The organism is Variovorax sp. HW608 (genome assembly GCF_900090195.1).
In the GTDB taxonomy this organism is placed as follows: Bacteria; Pseudomonadota; Gammaproteobacteria; order Burkholderiales; family Burkholderiaceae_C; genus Variovorax.
Map to the genome: position 1 here is coordinate 4,925,964 of NZ_LT607803.1, position 16,483 is coordinate 4,942,446.

Below are 16,483 nucleotides of genomic sequence, written 5' to 3' on the forward strand. Positions count from 1 at the left end.
TTCATGCGTTGCGCGTTTTCGGTGCGCTCTTGGGCGCATGAGCGGGCGAGGCCGCATGCGCCGATGCGCGTGCGCGTCCGCCCTTTTCGGCCCAGGTGCGCGTCCAGCGGATCTGCATGACGCGCATCACGCCGAGCATCACGAGCGAGAGCGCGGCGAAGAAGACGAAGCCCCAGGTGTAGCTGCCGAGGTACTGCTTCGACAGGCCCATCGCGTTCGGCACCAGCCCGCCGCCGAGCGCGCCGATCTCGCCGATCATCGAGCCGGCCACCGCGGTGGTCGCGGGCCAGCGCAGGGGCACGAGCTGGAACAGCGCGCCGTTGCCGGCGCCGAGGGCGGCGAAGCAGGCGATCAGGAGCAGCGTGGTGATCGCGAGCGATCCCGACGAGAAACCCACCAGCACCAGCGCGACGGCCACCACCAGCAGCACCAGCGTCAGCGTGTTCACGCCGCCCCAGCGGTCGGAGATCCAGCCGCCGATCACGCGCACCGCGGCGCCCATGAAGGCGGCCAGCATGGTGAGTTGGCCGGCCTGCACCTTGCTGACGCCGAACTGGTCGTAGTAGTAGGAGGGCAGGAAGGTGGTGAGGCCGATGAAGCCGCCGAAGGTCACGCCGTAGATCAGGCTGAACACCCAGCCGTCCTTCTCGAACAGGCAGGCGATGTGTTCGCGCAGGCTCGCGTGGCTGTCGACGTCCGGCGGCTCCTTGGCGAACACGATCATCACGATCATCGGCGCCAGGATCGCGACCGCCGCAATGCCGTAGACGCTCTGCCAGCCCAGCCATTGGGCGAGCGGCGGGGCGACCAGCACCGACACCGCGGTGCCCACATTGCCCGCGCCGACGAGGCCCATCGCGAGGCCCTTGTGCTGCGGCGGGAACCAGCCGGAACCCAGCGAGAGCGCCACGCCGAAGCTCGCGCCCGCGATGCCCAGCAGCACGCCCATCGCGAGCAGGTCGTTGAAGCTGTGCACCATGAAGAAGCCGAACAGCATCGCCACCGCGATCAGGCCCATCTCGACCAGCGTGGCCTTCTTGCGGCCGATGTACTGCGCGAGCACGCCGAGCGGAAAGCGCATCAGCGCGCCGGCGATGATCGGCACCGAGAGCATCAGCCCTTTCTGGGCCGGCGACAGGTTGAAGGTCTCGCCGATGAACGGCGCCATCGCCCCGTTGAGCACCCAGATGCAGCACGAGAAGGCGAAGTACAGGAAGGCCGCGAACAACGTCGGGCCGTGGCCTGCGCGCAAGAAGGACTTGAAGCTGGTCATGGGCTCTCAATGCAAAACGCCGCGGCGCGGCCGTTGGCGGGCCGTGTCGTGAGGCGGGGTGGGGGTGGTGTGCCGGCAGCGGACGCTGGCGGCGTGGAAGGTGTTCGGCGTGGAGGACTCCGCCGCGTCACCAATGCGGTGCTTCGTTACGCCGCACCCACGTTCACGCAAGAGGCATGCCAGTGCACACACGCTGGCCTGACCTATGCTTCCATCTGTATCCCGATGTTTGCCGTGAACTCCCTTCTCGTCGTCCTTTCCACCGAGTCCGCCGGACTGCCCGATGCGCTGCGACAGGCATTGGGCGGTGCCGTTGATTTTTCGGCGCTCGGGCGCGCAACGCCGCGCACCCTGCGGTCGCAGGCCGAAGCGCTCGGATCGCGGGAGATCGTGGTGTTCATGCCGCAGCCCGTGGAGGAGCTTCTGGATGCGCTGGCAGCGGGCTGTGGTGTGTTGCCGTGCCCGCTCAGCCTCGTCTCCGGGCCGCTCGCGCCCGATCTCCACGAGAAACTGGCCGCGCTCGGCGTCAATGCGTGGATGGCGGTCGAATCGCTCGATGCCCGATCGCTCGATGCACTGCTCGGCCGTGCGCGTGCACGCTGGGCGCGCGAATCCGCATTGCGCACCGAACTGGACGCGCTGCGCACCCGTTTCGACGAACGCAAGTGGATCGATCGCGCGAAGGGCCTCCTGATGTCCGCGCGCGGCATCGGCGAGGACGAGGCCTTCGGCCTCCTGCGCGGCGCGGCGATGCATGCGAACCTGCGCCTCGGCGAAGTCTCGCGCTCGGTGATCGAGGCCTCGCGCTGGGCGGATGCGATCAACCGTGCGGGGCAGTTGCGCATGCTGTCGCAGCGGCTCGTGCGCCTCGCGGCGCAGGCGCTGGCGGGCATCGATGCCAAGCGTGCGCGCGTGCTGCGCACCCAGTCGACCGAGCGCGTGCAGGACAACTTCGTTCATCTTGCGTCTCTCGAACTCGACGAGGCGGGAGCGCAGGGCTTGGGCCACGCACGCGCTGCCTGGAACGCGCTCGAAGCCGCGCTCGCGGCGCGCATGTCACCCCAGGCGATGGCCGAGATCGATGTGCGCGCCGAGGCCTTGTTGCTGGCGGCCGAAGTGCTGACCGGCGCCTTGGAGACTTCCGGCGCACGGCGCGCGCTGCGCATCGTCAACATCTGCGGCCGCCAGCGCATGCGCGCGCAGCGGCTCGCGAAGGATGCGCTGCTGGCCGCGACGCTGTCCGCCAGTGCCTCGCGCGAGCGACTGGCACCGATCATGGGCGAGTTCGAAGCCGCGCTGCTCGAACTGGACCAGGCGCCGCTGAGCTCGCCCGAGATCCGCGCCGCGCTGGCTTCGGCGCGCGACGAATGGCTGCGGCTCGTGCGCGGCGTGCGCGAGATCGACAGCGCCGAGGGACGCGCCGCGCTGGTGCGTTCCAGCGATGCGCTGGTCGAGACCTTCGACCAGCTCACTGCGTCGTACGAGCACAGTCTGCAGGTCCTCATGTCCTGACTCCGCGGCTTCAGCTCAGGCGGCGACCTTCTCCACGTGCGCCTGGCGCGTGTACAGGAAGTCGATCACGGCCTTGCGCGCATGCACGTAGACCGGGTCTTCGGCCAGTTCCACACGGTTGCGCGGACGCGGGAGATCGACGGCGAGCACTTCGCCGATGGTCGCGGCGGGTCCGTTGGTGAGCATCACGATGCGGTCCGACAGCAGCACCGCCTCGTCCACGTCGTGCGTGACCATCACCACGGTGCTGTGCGTCTTCTGCACGATCGCGAGCAACTCGTCCTGCAGCTTGGCGCGCGTGAGTGCGTCCAGCGCGCCGAAGGGCTCGTCCATCAGCAGCACCTTCGGTTCCATCGACAGCGCGCGTGCAATGCCCACGCGCTGCTTCATGCCGCCGGAGATTTCGCCGGGGCGCTTCTGTGCGGCGGCGCTGAGGCCGACCATCGCGAGCGCCGCTTCGGTGCGCGCCTTCAGCTGCGCCTTGCCTTCGCTGGCTGCGAACACGCGCTCGACCGCGAGATAGACGTTCTCGTAGCAGGTGAGCCACGGCAGCAGCGAGTGGTTCTGGAACACCACCGCGCGCTCCGGGCCGGGGCCCTTGATCTCGCGGTTGGCGCACAGGAGCGCACCTTGCGTGGGCGTGGTGAGTCCGGCGATCAGGTTCAGGAGCGTCGACTTGCCGCAGCCCGAGTGCCCGATCAGGGTGATGAACTCGCCCTTGGCCACCTGCAGGTGGATGCCCTGCAGCGCGAGGAAGCTGCCCTTGGGCGTCTTGAAGCGCTGCTCGACGCCGTGGATGTCGATGTACTTCCTGTCATCGTTCATTGGAAACCTCCGCGCAGCAGCGCTGCGGTATTCGTCTTCGGAACGGCCGTGCGACTCATGACTTCACCTCTTCGAACGTGAATGCGGTGGCGACCTTGATCAGCGCGAACTCGAGCACGAGGCCGACGATGCCGATGACGAAGATCGCGATGATGATGTTGGCGACGTTGAGGTTGTTCCACTCGTCCCAGACCCAGAAGCCGATGCCGACGCCGCCGGTCAGCATCTCGGCCGCGACGATCACGAGCCATGCGGTGCCGACCGCGAGGCGCACGCCGGTGAGCATGTAGGGCAGCACCGCGGGAAAGAGGATCTTGGTGAAGATCTTCCATTCGCTGAGGTTGAGCACGCGGGCGACGTTCATGTAGTCGCTCGGCACGCGCTGCACGCCCACGGCGGTGTTGATGATCATCGGCCAGATCGAGCAAATGAAGATGGTCCAGATCGCGGCCGGGTTCGCGCCCTTGAAGACCAGGAGGCCGATCGGCAGCCAGGCCAGCGGCGAGACCGGGCGCAGCAGGCTGATGAGCGGATTGAACATGCGCGAGAGGAACTCGAAGCGTCCGATCGCGAAGCCGGCCGGAATGCCCACCGCGGCCGCGAGCCCGAAGCCCAGCGCCACGCGGCGCAGCGACGAGAGCACGTTCCAGCCCACGCCCTGGTCGTTCGGCCCCTTGCTGTAGAACGGATCGCTGAACACCTGCACCGCCTGCTGCCAGGTGGCGAGCGGCGAGGGGAAGCCGGTGGTGCTCTTCATCGCGACCAGCTCCCAGACGAGGATCAGCAAGGCGATGCCGAGCACCGGCGGAAGCACGCGCAGCCACAGGCCGCTGAAGTCGCGCGGCGCGCGCTGCACGGCCTTCGCCCTGACGGGAGCGGCTTCCTGCACGGGCTTCGGTGCAGGAGGAAGCGGCGTGCTCTTCACGGCAGCGGGCCTCGCCGCAGCCGCATCGATGGGGGAGTGAAAGACGGCACTGACCATGGTGTGCTCCTCAGGCATGGACCTTGAACGAATCGGCGTACTGCTTGGGGTTCTTGCCGTCCCACACGACGCCGTCGATCAGCTTGCTGGTGCGCATCGTGTCCTTCGGCACCGCGGTCTTCGTGGCGGTTGCGGCCTGCTTGTAGATGTCGACCCGGTTGATCTGCGTGGCCACCTGCAGGTAGTCCGGATGGTCCTTCAAGAGGCCCCAGCGCTTGTGCTGCGTGAGGAACCACATGCCGTCCGACAGGTACGGGAAGTTCACCGCCCCGTCGCTGTAGAACTTCATGTAGTTGGGGTCGTCCCAGTTCTTGCCGAGGCCGTTGGTGTAGCGGCCGAGGATGCGCTGATTGATCGCATCGACGCTGGTGTTGACGTAGCTCTTGTCGGCGATGGTCTCGGCCATCTTGTTCTTGTTCTGCAGGCCGGTGTCGATCCACTTGCCGGCTTCGAGGATCGCGGCGGTCACTGCGCGCGCGGTGTTGGGGTACTTCTTCACGAAGTCGCCGGTGGTGCCGAGCACCTTCTCCGGATGGTCCTTCCAGATGTCCTGCGTGGTGACGGCGGTGATGCCGATGCCGTCCATGATCGCGCGCTGGCCCCAGGGTTCGCCGACGCAGTAGCCGTCCATGTTGCCGACGCGCATGTTGGCGACCATCTGCGGCGGCGGCACGGTGATGACCTTGGCGTCCTTCAGCGGATTGATGCCGTTGGCCGCCATCCAGTAATAGAGCCACATCGCGTGCGTGCCGGTCGGGAAGGTCTGCGCGAAGGTGTATTCGCCCTTGTCGGCGGCCATGAGCTTGGCGAGCGAGGCGCCATCCACCGCGCCCTTGTCGGCGAGCTTCTTCGACAGCGTGATCGCCTGCCCGTTGTTGTTGAGCGTCATGAGAACGGCCATGTCCTTCTTCGGACCGCCGATGCCGAGGTGCACCCCGTAGACCAGCCCGTAGAGCACATGGGCGAAGTCCAACTCGCCGTTGACCAGCTTGTCGCGCACGCCGGCCCAGCTCGCTTCCTTGCTCGGGACGATCTTCACGCCGTACTTCTTGTCGATGCCGAGCACCGAGGCCATGACGACGCTGGCGCAATCGGTTAGGGGGATGAAGCCGATCTTCACTTCCTCCTTCTCGGGCTTGTCCGAGCCCTGCGCCCAGACGGCGGCGCGCAGGGCGGGGTCCAACCCCAGAGCGCCGGCAGCCGCGGCCTGCAGCACGCGCCGGCGACTGAGTTTGTGGGAGAGCGAATCGGTCATGGGGCGAACTCCAGTCAGCAAGGTCAAAGCGCAAAAACAAAAAGGCGTCCTCACCGCGCAGGGGCTGCTCGCGAACGAGCCCTTGCGGGTGGGGACGCCTTTGTCCGGTGGGTGGGCCGCATCCGCCGTTGGATGCCGCCTGCCTGAGACCTCATCGGTCTACGATGGAGATGGATGCAAGCGGCGTGCCAGCCGCTCGCGCGTTTTCGATGCTATGGAAAAGATAGCCCCAGAGCGTGACCGGCAGTGGGCTTCATGCCGAGAGGCCTCGCACGGAAACCTGTCACGAGCCGTTGTGCGCTGCACCAATCCGGAGCGCCGGCGCCTCAGGGGGCCGCATTCCGAGGCAGCAGCTCGGCCATCGCGAGCACCGATTCGGCGACATCGATCAGCCGTCGGCCCTGGTTCATCGCGGTCTGGCGCAGCATCTTGTGCGCCTCCTGCTCGCTGATCCGGCGATGCGCCATCAAGAGCCCCTTGGCGCGCTCGACCACCTTGCGCTCGTTCAGCGCGGCGCGGACGGTTTCGAGCTCGTCGCTCATCGCCTGCAGGCGGTGCGACTGCTCCTGGACCATGTCGAGGATCGAGCGTTCGAGCTGCCGGCCGTAGGGGGCGGCGTCGCCGGCTGCTGGTTCCGCAAGACCATGGGACTCGAAGAACGCGGCGCCGGGCGGATCGCGCGCGTCCGCCAGCTGGTGCTGCAGCGCTTCGTGCGCCGCGAGTTCGTTGCGCACCTCGGCCATCTTCTGCCGGCAGACGCGCCGCAGGCGGTCGGCCAGCCGCTCCTCGACCGCCTGCATGGCGTCGATGCGCCGCGTGCAGCAGTCGAACCACAGCGGGCTCAGTTCGGGGTCGAGCGCGACGCCGGCCGGCGCCGCGCAGGCGATGCGGCGCAGGCGCTCGAGTTCGGCGATCTGTCCGGGGGGCTGGTTCGCGCGCCACAGCTCGGCGAGGGCGGCGTTCGAAAAGCTCACGAAGACCTTGAAGCAGCGCTCCTGCGAATCGATCAGGTGCAGCCACTGCTGCTGCCGCGCGCCGTCGTTGCGGCCCGAGGCGAAGGCGGCGGCGCCGCAGGCGCGTTCCTGTCCCGCGAATTCCTTGCCCTGCATGAAGTTGAAGAGCGCCACCAGCACGCGGGAGATCTCGGGGTCGGTCGCGCCGTCGGCCGCCTCGAACACCACCGCCAGCAGGCCGGCGATGAGCTTGACGAAGGCAGCGGTCGATTCGGCCGCATCGATCTCCAGCGCGCCGATGCGGCGCCGCAGCTCCGGCAGCGTGCCGAGCCCGGGCAGCACCCAGGCGATGCGGCTGAACAGGCGCGCGCCGTTCCCGATGCGGTTCTGTGCGGCCAGTTGCTCGAAGCTCTCCAACACGGCGGCTTCCATGCGCTGGCTGGCCGCGATCTGTTCGCGGTGCTGTTCGGCGAACCGCTGGCCGCGGGAGACGAGGAGCACGTTGGAGATGCCGCGCTCGCGTTGAAGGGCGTGCACCAGCCGGCCGATCGTGCCCACCAGCTCGCTGGTGCGGGCCAGCTGCTCCAGCCCCTCGATCTCGCAGCGGAGGGCGGCGATCAGAAAATCGAGGCCTGATTTCATCGGGGGTGCGGGTTCATCTCGAGGGACTTGCAGCAACAACCGTGCCCCGATTCCGGCCGCCACCTACACTCGCGGGATGTTTGTATTGGGAATCGAGTCCTCCTGCGACGAAACCGGCGTGGCGCTGGTGGAAGCCGGCGAAAGCGGCCTGCCGCGGCTTGCGGCGCACGCCCTGCACAGCCAGATCGCGATGCACCAGGCTTATGGCGGCGTCGTGCCCGAGCTGGCGAGCCGTGACCACATCCGCCGCGTGCTGCCGCTGGCCGAATCCGTCTTTGCGCAGGCCGGGCAGCGGCTTTCCGACGTGGACGTGGTCGCCTACACGCGCGGGCCGGGGCTTGCGGGTGCGCTGCTCGTCGGGGCCGGGGTGGCCTGTGCGCTGGGCGCCGCGCTCGGCAAGCCGGTGCTGGGCGTACACCATCTCGAAGGGCACCTGCTGTCGCCGTTCCTGAGCGCCGATCCACCCGAGTTTCCGTTCGTCGCCCTGCTGGTGTCCGGCGGCCACACGCAGCTCATGCGGGTCGATGGGGTCGGCCGTTACGAGCTGCTCGGCGAAACCATCGACGACGCGGCCGGCGAAGCCTTCGACAAGAGCGCCAAGCTGCTGGGGCTGCCCTATCCGGGCGGCCCGTGGCTGGCGAAGCTGGCGGAAGCGGGCGACGCCGCCGCCTTCAAGCTGCCGCGCCCGCTGTTGCACAGCGGCGATCTGGACTTTTCCTTCGCCGGCCTCAAGACGGCGGTGCTGACGCAGGCGCGCAAGCTCGGCGACGCGCTGGAGTCACGCAAGTCCGATCTCGCGGCCTCGACCCAGGCGGCGATCGTCGAGGTGTTGCTGAGGAAATCCCTCGCAGCGATCGAGCAGACCGGGCTGAACCGGCTGGTGGTCGCCGGCGGGGTGGGCGCGAACCGGTCGCTGCGCGAGCAACTCGACGCCGCCTGCGCCAGGCGCGGGGTGCGCGTGCACTATCCGGAACTGCACCTGTGCACCGACAACGGGGCCATGATCGCGATGGCCGCCGCGATGCGTCTGCAGGCCGGCATCCAGCGCCCGACCGAGCGCTATGCCTTCGACGTCAAGCCGCGATGGCCACTGGCATCGCTGAGCGCCGAGCCGGAGCCCGCCTGACGGGCTTCCTGACCGCCGCCTTCGCCTTCAACGGCAGCGGCAGCACGTCGAGCATCTGCCGCCAGAGCTGGGACCACTGCGGCCAGTCGTGGCCGCCTTCCGTGGTGAACACGTGGCCGGCGGGAAGCGCGTCCGCCAGCAACTGATGGTTGGCCGCGAAGCGGTCGCCGAGGCCGTAGCCCAGGTAGAGCTCGGGGAGGACTGCGGCCCTTTCCGGCGCGGTGTACTGCCGCAGCCACGGCCAGAGCTTGCGGTCCACCTCCTGGTCCGGCGGCGGGCCTTCGGGCACCGTCCAGGTGCGCAGGCCGCCGGCCTTGTGGATCTCGGCAGCGACCGGGCGCCGGCCGAGGTACGGGGCCAGCGTCACGATGCCGTCGACCGTACCGGGCTTGGCGAGTTCGTGGATGAGGGCGCCGAAGCCCCCGATCGAGATGCCCACCAGCCAGAGCTTCCTGTAACCGGCCGCGCGCTGCGGCGCGATCACGTCTTCGTGCAGCCGTTCGACGAAGGTCTGGTCGTAGAAATAGGACACGTCGGCGTCGACGAGCAGGGCGTCGGCCGCGAAACCGCGCTCGTGCACGGCACCAATGAATCCCTCGCGTTCGAATTCTTCAGGCTTCAGGAATGCCCCCGGGAGGAACACCAGCAGGGTGTCGGAACGGGCATTGGCGTCTGCAAGCTTCAAATGCGTATTCATAGTGCTCGTGCGAGTACCCCCGGCGCGCCGGCTGCCCTGGCAGTCCCGCCGCACCCCCGGGTACGGGTTGGTGCGAAAGCTTTGAAAAATACGTCACAGAACGTGACGTATTTCGCACGGATTGTGAGTTAGAAACAAGAAGGGCCGGCAACCAAAAGTTACCGGCCCGTGTCTTGGGGGCTTTCTTGCGACTGCCCGGCACGCGATTTGCCGGGAAACAGCGCGCTGATCCGATCAGTTGATGGCGAGTTGCGCGACGTTGCTGACCGGCACCCGCTTGCCCAGCTTGAGGGTCAGGACGCCGTTCTCGAGCTTGGCTTCGCTCGCCGCCGCGTCGATTTCCTGCGGCAGTTCGTACGCGGCCTTGATCTGGCGCTTGGCCTCGGCCTTGCTCTCGATGCGCACCACGGCGCCCTCGATGCCGATCGTCAGGTCCTCGCGCGCCAGGCCCGGGACGTCGAGCGTCAGCGTCCAGGTCTTCTCGTCCTGTTCGACGTTGAGCGAGCGTTGGGCGCCGCCAGTGAAGGCTTCGTTGAAGAAGCGTTCCACGCTGCGGTCGAACGAACGCGGGGCGAAGCGGGCGGTGCGGATGGCGGGTGCAAAAAACATGTGTGAACTCCTGGGCATGACGATGAGGACAAGAATGTGTGTCCCGTACACTGCGCGGCGTTTCAACAGGACAAGTGCCGCATGCCTCCACATCTAGGCATCGCGCGAAGCGTTTCAAGAGAATGGTTTCGAGCTTTATTTGGCGTCGCAGGGCCTTGAAATTCGCGGCTCTGGCGCTATGCGTGGGCGCCATTGCACCGCTCCAGGCTGAGGACGCCAAGCCGATCCGGCTCGCATTGATCGAGAGCATGAGCGGCCCGTTCGCCAACACCGGCGAGGCCGTCTTCCGCAACCTGCTGTGGGCCGTCGAGCGCGTCAATGCGCGCGGCGGCGTGAAGCAGCCGGGTGGTGCGCGCTACCTGCAACTCGACCGCTACGACAGCAAGGGGCAGAACGAAGAGGCGCTCTCCGCGCTGCGCGCCGCGATCGATGACGGCGCGCGCATCGTGCTGCAAGGCAATTCGTCGGCGACCGCCGCGGCGCTGATCGATGCGATCGACAAGAACAACGAACGCGATCCGGCCAGGCGCGTGCTGTTCCTCAATTACTCGGCGGTCGATCCGATCCTCACCAACGAGCGCTGCAGCTTCTGGCACTTCCGCTTCGATGCGCACGCCGACATGCGCGTCGCGGCGCTCATGGAAATGATGAAGGACGACAAGTCGCTCAAGCGTGTCTATCTCATCGGACAGGACTACAGCTTCGGCCAGTCGGTGTTGCGCGAATCGAAGCGGCAGTTGGCCGAGCAGCGCCCGGACGTCTTGATCGTCGGCGAGGAGCTGCATCCGATGGGCCGCGTGAAGGACTTCGCGCCCTATGCGACCAAGATCCTCGCCAGCGGCGCGCAGGCGGTGATCACCGGCAACTGGGGCAACGACCTCACGCTGCTCGTCAAGGCGGCGCGCGAGGCGGGGTTCAACGGCAGCTTCTATACCTTCTACGGCAACGCGCTCGGCGCGCCGGCGGCGATCGGCGATGCCGGAATCGGCCGCGTGGTGGCGGTCGCGGACTGGCTGCCCAATGTGCAGACGCCGCAGTCGGAGGCCTTCTACCAGTCGTTCCGCGCGCGCTTCCCCAAGGCGTCGGAAGACTACGTGCACATGCGCATGCAACTGCTCGTCGAGGCGCTCGCGCAGGCGATCGAGAAGGCCGGCAGCGTCGACACGGTGGCAGTCGCGCGTGCGCTCGAAAAGGCGGACGTCACGCTCGCCGGGCAGCGGGGCCGCATGCGTGCCGAGGATCACCAGTTCCAGCAGACGCTGGTGGTCGGCGTCATGGACAGGCAGGGCGCGCCCGGCGTGAAGTTCGACGTCGAAGGATCGGGCTACGGCTTCCGCGTGGTGAAGGTCATTCCCGCCGAGCGCGCGCAAATGCCCACGAGCTGCAAGATGCAGCGTCCCTGAACTCCAAGAGAAAGAAGTCCATGCGCGAAGCGATTCATAACCTCGAAGCCTCCAAGATCCGCGAAGTCGCCAATGCCGGGCTCGGCCGCTCTGACGTGCTCGCGTTCTGGTTCGGCGAAAGCGACGAAGTCACGCCGGACGTGATTCGCCAGGCCGCCATCGAGTCCCTCCAGCGCGGCGAGACCTTCTATGCCCACAACCTGGGCCTGCCCGAACTGCGCGAGGCGGTCGCGGCCTACATGAGCGGCCTGCATCCGAGGATCGATGCCTCGCGCATCGCGATCACCTCGGGCGGCGTCAGTGCGCTGATGCTCGCGGTGCAGGCGCTGGTCGATGCCGGCGACGAAGTCGTCGCGGTGACGCCGGTCTGGCCGAACCTGACCGCGCAGCCTGCGATCCTCGGCGCCGATGTGCGCTGCGTGTCCCTGGTGCCGCAGGGCGGGCAGTGGACGCTCGACATCGACGCCCTGCGGGCGGCGGTCACGCCGAAGACCAAGCTGCTGATCGTCAACGCGCCCAACAACCCGACCGGCTGGACGCTCACGCAGGGCGAGCAGCAGGCCATCCTCGACCATTGCCGCAAGACCGGCACCTGGATCCTTGCCGACGAGGTCTACGAGCGGCTCTACTACGAACCCACCCCCAACCGCTGCGCGCCGAGCTTCCTCGACGTGGCGGCGCCTGACGACCGCCTGGTGGTGGCCCACAGTTTCTCCAAGAGCTTCCTGATGACCGGCTGGCGGCTCGGCTGGCTGGTGCTTCCGCCCGCGCTGATGGACGGCATGGGCAAGCTCATCGAGTTCAACACCTCCTGCGCGAGCGTGTTCACGCAGCGTGCCGGCATCGCTGCGCTGGCCCACACCGAGGAAATCACGCCCCGCATCGTCGCGCACCTGAAGTCCTGCCGGGACACGCTGGTGCCGTTGCTGGCCGAACTCCCCGGCGTCCAGGTCGCACCGGCGCGTGGCGGCATGTATGCCTTCTTCAAGCCGGGCGGCTTCGACGACTCGCTGGCGGTCGCCAAGCGCCTGGTCGCCGAAGCCGGCCTCGGCCTGGCCCCCGGCAACGCCTTCGCCCCCGAAGCCCAAGGCTGGCTGCGCTGGTGCTTTGCCTCCAAGGACAAGCAGCGCCTGATAGAAGGCGTCAATCGCCTCAAGCGTTGGCTGGCCGCGCAAAAGTAAGAGGCCGGCGGAGCCAGGCCCGTTGGTGAAACACCGCGGAACCGGCTTTGCCGGGCCGCTGGTGTTGCCCCCGGTAGGGGGTGGGCGGCTACACGAAGTGAGCAAGCCTGGGGGCGAGCTATAATCAGTAGGCTTTGCATCCGCAAAAGCACACGATGCGTGCAGTTCCACCTCGCATCGCAAGTCAAACATCCCGGAACAGGAAACGCCAAATGATCGCAGCCTCCATCAAGGCCGAAGTTGTCAAGGACAACGCTCGCTCCGCCAACGACACCGGCAGCCCCGAAGTGCAAGTCGCACTGCTGACCGCCCGCATCAACGAACTCACCCCGCACTTCAAGACGCACGCCAAGGACCACCATGGCCGTCGCGGCCTGCTGCGCCTGGTGAGCCGCCGCCGCAAGCTGCTGGACTACCTCAAGTCCAAGGACGCCGACCGTTACACCGCGCTGATCGCCAAGCTGGGTCTGCGCAAGTAAAGCGATTCGCAATGAATGAACGCCTGGGTTAGTCCGCTAGCTCAGGCGTTTTTTACTTCGCGAATCGATTCTGGAGTGCCGAACAGAGCGAAGCTGTGTCATTCCAACGAAGTTCGATTCATCGAGCTTCTCTGGAATGGCATCGTGTTCTGACAAGCGCTCCGCCACCGCCCGGTCCCTGAACGCAGAGGGCCGGGCCGTCAACAAAATCAGGAGCTAAACATGAGCCTCTTCAACAAAGTCACCAAGACCTTCCAGTGGGGCGGCAAGACCGTCGTCATGGAAACCGGCGAGATCGCGCGCCAGGCCACCGGTGCCGTGCTCGTCGACATCGAGGGCACGGTCGTGCTCGCGACCGTGGTGGCGTCCAAGTCGGCCAAGCCCGGCCAGGACTTTTTCCCGCTGACGGTCGACTACATCGAGAAGACCTATGCCGCCGGCAAGATCCCCGGCAGCTTCTTCAAGCGCGAAGCCAAGCCCAGCGAACTCGAAACGCTGACCTCGCGCCTGATCGACCGTCCGATCCGTCCGCTGTTCCCCGAGGGCTTCCTGAACGAAGTCCATGTGGTCATCCACACGCTGTCGCTCAACCCCGAGGTCGACGCCGACATCGCCGCGATGATCGCGACCAGCGCCGCGCTGGCGGTTTCCGGCATTCCGTTCAGCGGCCCGATCGGCGCCGCGCGCGTCGGCTACATCAACGGCCAGTACGTGCTGAACCCCGGCCAGACCGAGCGCAAGGATTCGCAGATGGACCTGGTCGTCGCCGGCACCGAGGCGGCCGTGCTGATGGTCGAGTCCGAGGCCCTGCAGCTGAGCGAGGAAATCATGCTCGGCGGCGTGGTGTTCGGCCACGAGCAGTCCAACATCGCGATCAACGCGATCCATGAACTCGTGCGCGACGCCGGCAAGCCGGTGTGGGACTGGCAGGCGCCTGCCGAGGACGAGGCTTTCGTCGCCAAGGTCAAGGGCCTGGCCGAAGAAAAGCTGCGCGCCGTCTACCAGATCCGCAGCAAGCAGGCCCGCACGCAAGCCCTGCGCGAAGCCAACGCGAGCGTGATGGAAGCGCTCAAGGAAGGCGGCGAGCCCTTCGACGCAGCGAAGGTCGGCGACCTGCTGTTCTCGATCGAATCGCAGATCGTGCGCAGCCAGATCCTCGCCGGCGAGCCGCGCATCGACGGCCGCGATACGCGCACCGTGCGCCCGATCGAGATCCGCAACGGCGTGCTGCCGCGCACCCACGGCTCGGCGCTGTTCACCCGCGGTGAAACCCAGGCGCTGGTCGTGACCACGCTGGGCACCGAGCGCGACGCGCAGCGCATCGACGCGCTGGCCGGCGAATACGAAGACCGCTTCCTGTTCCACTACAACATGCCTCCCTTCGCCACCGGCGAAGTCGGCCGCATGGGCTCGACCAAGCGCCGCGAAGTCGGCCATGGCCGCCTCGCCAAGCGTGCGCTCGTCGCCTGCCTGCCGAGCAAGGAAGAGTTCCCCTACACCATCCGCGTCGTCTCGGAAATCACCGAGTCGAACGGTTCCTCGTCGATGGCCTCGGTCTGCGGCGGCTGCCTGTCGATGATGGACGCCGGCGTGCCGATGAAGGCGCACGTGGCCGGCATCGCGATGGGCCTGATCAAGGAAGGCAACCGCTTCGCGGTGCTGACCGACATCCTGGGCGACGAGGACCACCTCGGCGACATGGACTTCAAGGTCGCGGGCACGACGAACGGCATCACCGCGCTGCAGATGGACATCAAGATCCAGGGCATCACGAAGGAAATCATGCAGGTCGCGCTGGCACAGGCCAAGGAAGCGCGCATGCACATCCTCGGCAAGATGCAGGAAGCGATGGGCGAGGCCAAGGCCGAGGTGTCGAGCTTCGCGCCGCGCCTGTTCACGATGAAGATCAACCCCGAGAAGATCCGCGACGTGATCGGCAAGGGCGGCTCGGTGATCCGCGCACTGACGGAAGAAACCGGCACCCAGATCAACATCGACGAAGACGGCACCATCACGATCGCATCGACCGATCCGGCGAAGGCCGAGGAGGCCAAGAAGCGCATCGAGCAGATCACGGCGGAAGTCGAGATCGGCAAGGTGTACGAAGGCCCGGTCACCAAGATCCTGGACTTCGGCGCGCTGGTCAACCTGCTGCCCGGCAAGGACGGCCTGCTGCACATCAGCCAGATCGCGCACGAGCGCGTCGAGAAGGTGACCGACTACCTGAGCGAAGGCCAGATCGTGAAGGTCAAGGTGCTCGAGACCGACGACAAGGGCCGCGTGAAGCTGTCGATGAAGGCGCTCGCCGAGCGTCCGGCCGGCATGGAAGGCGGCGACCGTCCGCCGCGCGAGGAGCGCGGTGAGCGCGGTGAGCGTCGCGAGCGTCCGCCCCGTGGCGAGCGGGCCCCGCGCGCCGAAGGCGGCGAGCGCGGAGAACCGGTCGAGCAGATGGCCGAGCAACTGCCGCTGCAAGAGCCGAACCGCGGCGACCAGCAGCCCTGATGAGGCGCGGCGGCGGCAACGCCGTCGTTCGAAAGTCCATGAAAGCCATTGAGATTTCGTCGTACGGCGCTCCCGAGGTGCTGCGCATGGTCGAGCGTCCCGCGCCCGCTGCAGGGCAGGGCGAGCTGCTGATTCGCGTCGCTGCGAGCGGCGTGAATCGTCCCGACGTGCTGCAGCGCATGGGGCACTACCCGGTGCCTCCGGGCGCATCGGACCTGCCGGGCCTCGAGGTGGCCGGCGAGATCGTGGCCGGCGACGACAAGGCGCTCGCCGCGGCCGGCCTCAGGATCGGCGATCACGTCTGTGCACTCATCGCCGGCGGCGGCTACGCGGAGCTCTGCGTCGCGCCGGTCGCGCAATGCCTGCCGGTGCCCAAGGGCTGGACCGACGTCGAGGCCGCGACGCTGCCCGAAACCTTCTTCACCGTGTGGAGCAATGTGTTCGAGCGCGGCCGCCTGCAGAAGGGCGAGACCCTGCTGATCCAGGGCGGCGGGAGCGGCATCGGCGTGACCGCGATCCAGCTCGGCAAGGCGCTCGGCGCCACGGTGATCGTGACCGCCGGCAGCGACGACAAGTGCGAGGCCTGCCGCAAGCTCGGCGCCGATCACGCGATCAACTACAAGACCACCGATTTCGTCGAGGAGGCCAAGCGTCTCACCGGCGGCAAGGGGGTGGACGTGGTGCTCGACATGGTGGCTGGCGGCTACGTGGCGCGCGAGATCGAATGCCTTGCCGAAGACGGCCGCCTGGTCATCATCGCGGTGCAGGGCGGGGTCAAGAGCGAGTTCAATGCGGGCCTCGTGCTGCGGCGGCGACTCACGATCACCGGCTCGACCTTGCGTCCCCGCCCGGTCGAATTCAAGGGCCAGGTCGCCAAGGCGCTGCGCGAGAAGGTCTGGCCCCTGCTCGAAAGCGGCGCGGTCAAGCCTGTCATCCACAGCAGCTTCGCCGCCGGCGGCGAGCCCAGCGGCGCGGCCGAGGCGCATGCCCTGATGGAATCGAACCAGCACATCGGCAAGATCGTGCTGACCTGGTGAACATGAC

At 67.3% G+C, this 16,483-nt stretch carries 14 protein-coding genes; 7 read left to right on the forward strand and 7 right to left on the reverse strand.

Annotated features, from left to right (window positions below):
- Position 1: 1 nt before the first annotated feature.
- Complete coding sequence (locus VAR608DRAFT_RS23325; RefSeq protein ID WP_088956228.1) at positions 2 to 1,273, reverse strand: MFS transporter; 1,272 nt, start codon at positions 1,271 to 1,273, stop codon at positions 2 to 4.
- Positions 1,274 to 1,498: 225 nt separating this feature from the next.
- On the opposite strand from VAR608DRAFT_RS23325, the gene VAR608DRAFT_RS23330 reads away from it, so the two are divergent.
- Positions 1,499 to 2,785, forward strand: coding sequence for an ANTAR domain-containing protein (locus VAR608DRAFT_RS23330; protein ID WP_231972934.1), 1,287 nt, complete (start codon positions 1,499 to 1,501; stop codon positions 2,783 to 2,785).
- A gap of 15 nt (positions 2,786 to 2,800) precedes the next feature.
- On the opposite strand, the gene VAR608DRAFT_RS23335 is transcribed toward VAR608DRAFT_RS23330, so the two are convergent.
- The 4 genes from VAR608DRAFT_RS23335 to VAR608DRAFT_RS23350 form a co-directional block, all read right to left on the reverse strand.
- Positions 2,801 to 3,610 carry an ABC transporter ATP-binding protein gene (locus VAR608DRAFT_RS23335; RefSeq protein ID WP_088956229.1) on the reverse strand — a complete coding sequence of 270 codons (810 nt, stop codon included), beginning with the start codon at positions 3,608 to 3,610 and terminating at the stop codon, positions 2,801 to 2,803.
- A gap of 55 nt (positions 3,611 to 3,665) precedes the next feature.
- Complete coding sequence (ntrB, locus tag VAR608DRAFT_RS23340; protein WP_088956230.1) at positions 3,666 to 4,592, reverse strand: nitrate ABC transporter permease; 927 nt, start codon at positions 4,590 to 4,592, stop codon at positions 3,666 to 3,668.
- A gap of 10 nt (positions 4,593 to 4,602) precedes the next feature.
- Positions 4,603 to 5,847: a CmpA/NrtA family ABC transporter substrate-binding protein gene (locus tag VAR608DRAFT_RS23345; RefSeq protein WP_088956231.1), complete on the reverse strand. Its 1,245-nt coding sequence runs from the start codon at positions 5,845 to 5,847 to the stop codon at positions 4,603 to 4,605.
- Between the two features lie 326 nt (positions 5,848 to 6,173).
- Positions 6,174 to 7,442 carry a nitrate regulatory protein gene (locus VAR608DRAFT_RS23350; RefSeq protein ID WP_088956232.1) on the reverse strand — a complete coding sequence of 423 codons (1,269 nt, stop codon included), beginning with the start codon at positions 7,440 to 7,442 and terminating at the stop codon, positions 6,174 to 6,176.
- A 76-nt stretch (positions 7,443 to 7,518) separates the two neighbouring features.
- On the opposite strand from VAR608DRAFT_RS23350, the gene tsaD reads away from it, so the two are divergent.
- A complete protein-coding gene (gene tsaD, locus VAR608DRAFT_RS23355; protein WP_088956233.1) occupies positions 7,519 to 8,568 on the forward strand; it encodes a tRNA (adenosine(37)-N6)-threonylcarbamoyltransferase complex transferase subunit TsaD in 1,050 nt (349 codons plus the stop codon).
- Here tsaD and VAR608DRAFT_RS23360 read toward each other — a convergent pair.
- A complete protein-coding gene (locus VAR608DRAFT_RS23360; protein ID WP_231972935.1) occupies positions 8,516 to 9,253 on the reverse strand; it encodes an alpha/beta hydrolase in 738 nt (245 codons plus the stop codon). The two genes, tsaD and VAR608DRAFT_RS23360, sit on opposite strands and share 53 nt — an antisense overlap.
- A gap of 246 nt (positions 9,254 to 9,499) precedes the next feature.
- Positions 9,500 to 9,874, reverse strand: a complete 375-nt coding sequence (locus VAR608DRAFT_RS23365) for an Hsp20/alpha crystallin family protein (RefSeq protein WP_088956234.1) — start codon at positions 9,872 to 9,874, stop codon at positions 9,500 to 9,502.
- A gap of 122 nt (positions 9,875 to 9,996) precedes the next feature.
- On the opposite strand from VAR608DRAFT_RS23365, the gene VAR608DRAFT_RS23370 reads away from it, so the two are divergent.
- The 5 genes from VAR608DRAFT_RS23370 to VAR608DRAFT_RS23390 all read left to right on the forward strand — a co-directional run bounded on the left by VAR608DRAFT_RS23370 (position 9,997) and on the right by VAR608DRAFT_RS23390 (position 16,476).
- A complete protein-coding gene (locus tag VAR608DRAFT_RS23370; protein WP_088956235.1) occupies positions 9,997 to 11,277 on the forward strand; it encodes a branched-chain amino acid ABC transporter substrate-binding protein in 1,281 nt (426 codons plus the stop codon).
- Positions 11,274 to 12,458, forward strand: coding sequence for a pyridoxal phosphate-dependent aminotransferase (locus VAR608DRAFT_RS23375; RefSeq protein WP_269458568.1), 1,185 nt, complete (start codon positions 11,274 to 11,276; stop codon positions 12,456 to 12,458). The genes VAR608DRAFT_RS23370 and VAR608DRAFT_RS23375 overlap by 4 nt, the downstream gene beginning before the upstream one ends.
- A 212-nt stretch (positions 12,459 to 12,670) precedes the next feature.
- Positions 12,671 to 12,937 (forward strand): 30S ribosomal protein S15, encoded by a 267-nt coding sequence (rpsO, locus tag VAR608DRAFT_RS23380; protein ID WP_088956237.1) that lies wholly within the window; start codon positions 12,671 to 12,673, stop codon positions 12,935 to 12,937.
- A 222-nt stretch (positions 12,938 to 13,159) separates the two neighbouring features.
- On the forward strand, positions 13,160 to 15,439 hold the full coding sequence (pnp, locus tag VAR608DRAFT_RS23385) for a polyribonucleotide nucleotidyltransferase (protein ID WP_231972936.1): 2,280 nt from the start codon (positions 13,160 to 13,162) through the stop codon (positions 15,437 to 15,439).
- 38 nt (positions 15,440 to 15,477) lie between these two features.
- Positions 15,478 to 16,476 (forward strand): NAD(P)H-quinone oxidoreductase, encoded by a 999-nt coding sequence (locus tag VAR608DRAFT_RS23390; RefSeq protein WP_088958936.1) that lies wholly within the window; start codon positions 15,478 to 15,480, stop codon positions 16,474 to 16,476.
- The last annotated feature ends 7 nt before the right edge of the window (positions 16,477 to 16,483 follow it).

Excerpts from the sequence above, each read along its gene's own strand:
- VAR608DRAFT_RS23325 (WP_088956228.1), bottom strand. The coding sequence starts at position 1,273 with ATGACCAGCTTCAAGTCCTTCTTGCGCGCAGGCCACGGCCCGACGTTG.
- VAR608DRAFT_RS23330 (WP_231972934.1), top strand. The coding sequence starts at position 1,499 with ATGTTTGCCGTGAACTCCCTTCTCGTCGTCCTTTCCACCGAGTCCGCC.
- VAR608DRAFT_RS23335 (WP_088956229.1), bottom strand. The coding sequence starts at position 3,610 with ATGAACGATGACAGGAAGTACATCGACATCCACGGCGTCGAGCAGCGC.
- ntrB (WP_088956230.1), bottom strand. The coding sequence starts at position 4,592 with ATGGTCAGTGCCGTCTTTCACTCCCCCATCGATGCGGCTGCGGCGAGG.
- VAR608DRAFT_RS23345 (WP_088956231.1), bottom strand. The coding sequence starts at position 5,847 with ATGACCGATTCGCTCTCCCACAAACTCAGTCGCCGGCGCGTGCTGCAG.
- VAR608DRAFT_RS23350 (WP_088956232.1), bottom strand. The coding sequence starts at position 7,442 with ATGAAATCAGGCCTCGATTTTCTGATCGCCGCCCTCCGCTGCGAGATC.
- tsaD (WP_088956233.1), top strand. The coding sequence starts at position 7,519 with ATGTTTGTATTGGGAATCGAGTCCTCCTGCGACGAAACCGGCGTGGCG.
- VAR608DRAFT_RS23365 (WP_088956234.1), bottom strand. The coding sequence starts at position 9,874 with ATGTTTTTTGCACCCGCCATCCGCACCGCCCGCTTCGCCCCGCGTTCG.
- VAR608DRAFT_RS23370 (WP_088956235.1), top strand. The coding sequence starts at position 9,997 with ATGGTTTCGAGCTTTATTTGGCGTCGCAGGGCCTTGAAATTCGCGGCT.
- rpsO (WP_088956237.1), top strand. The coding sequence starts at position 12,671 with ATGATCGCAGCCTCCATCAAGGCCGAAGTTGTCAAGGACAACGCTCGC.
- pnp (WP_231972936.1), top strand. The coding sequence starts at position 13,160 with ATGAGCCTCTTCAACAAAGTCACCAAGACCTTCCAGTGGGGCGGCAAG.
- VAR608DRAFT_RS23390 (WP_088958936.1), top strand. The coding sequence starts at position 15,478 with ATGAAAGCCATTGAGATTTCGTCGTACGGCGCTCCCGAGGTGCTGCGC.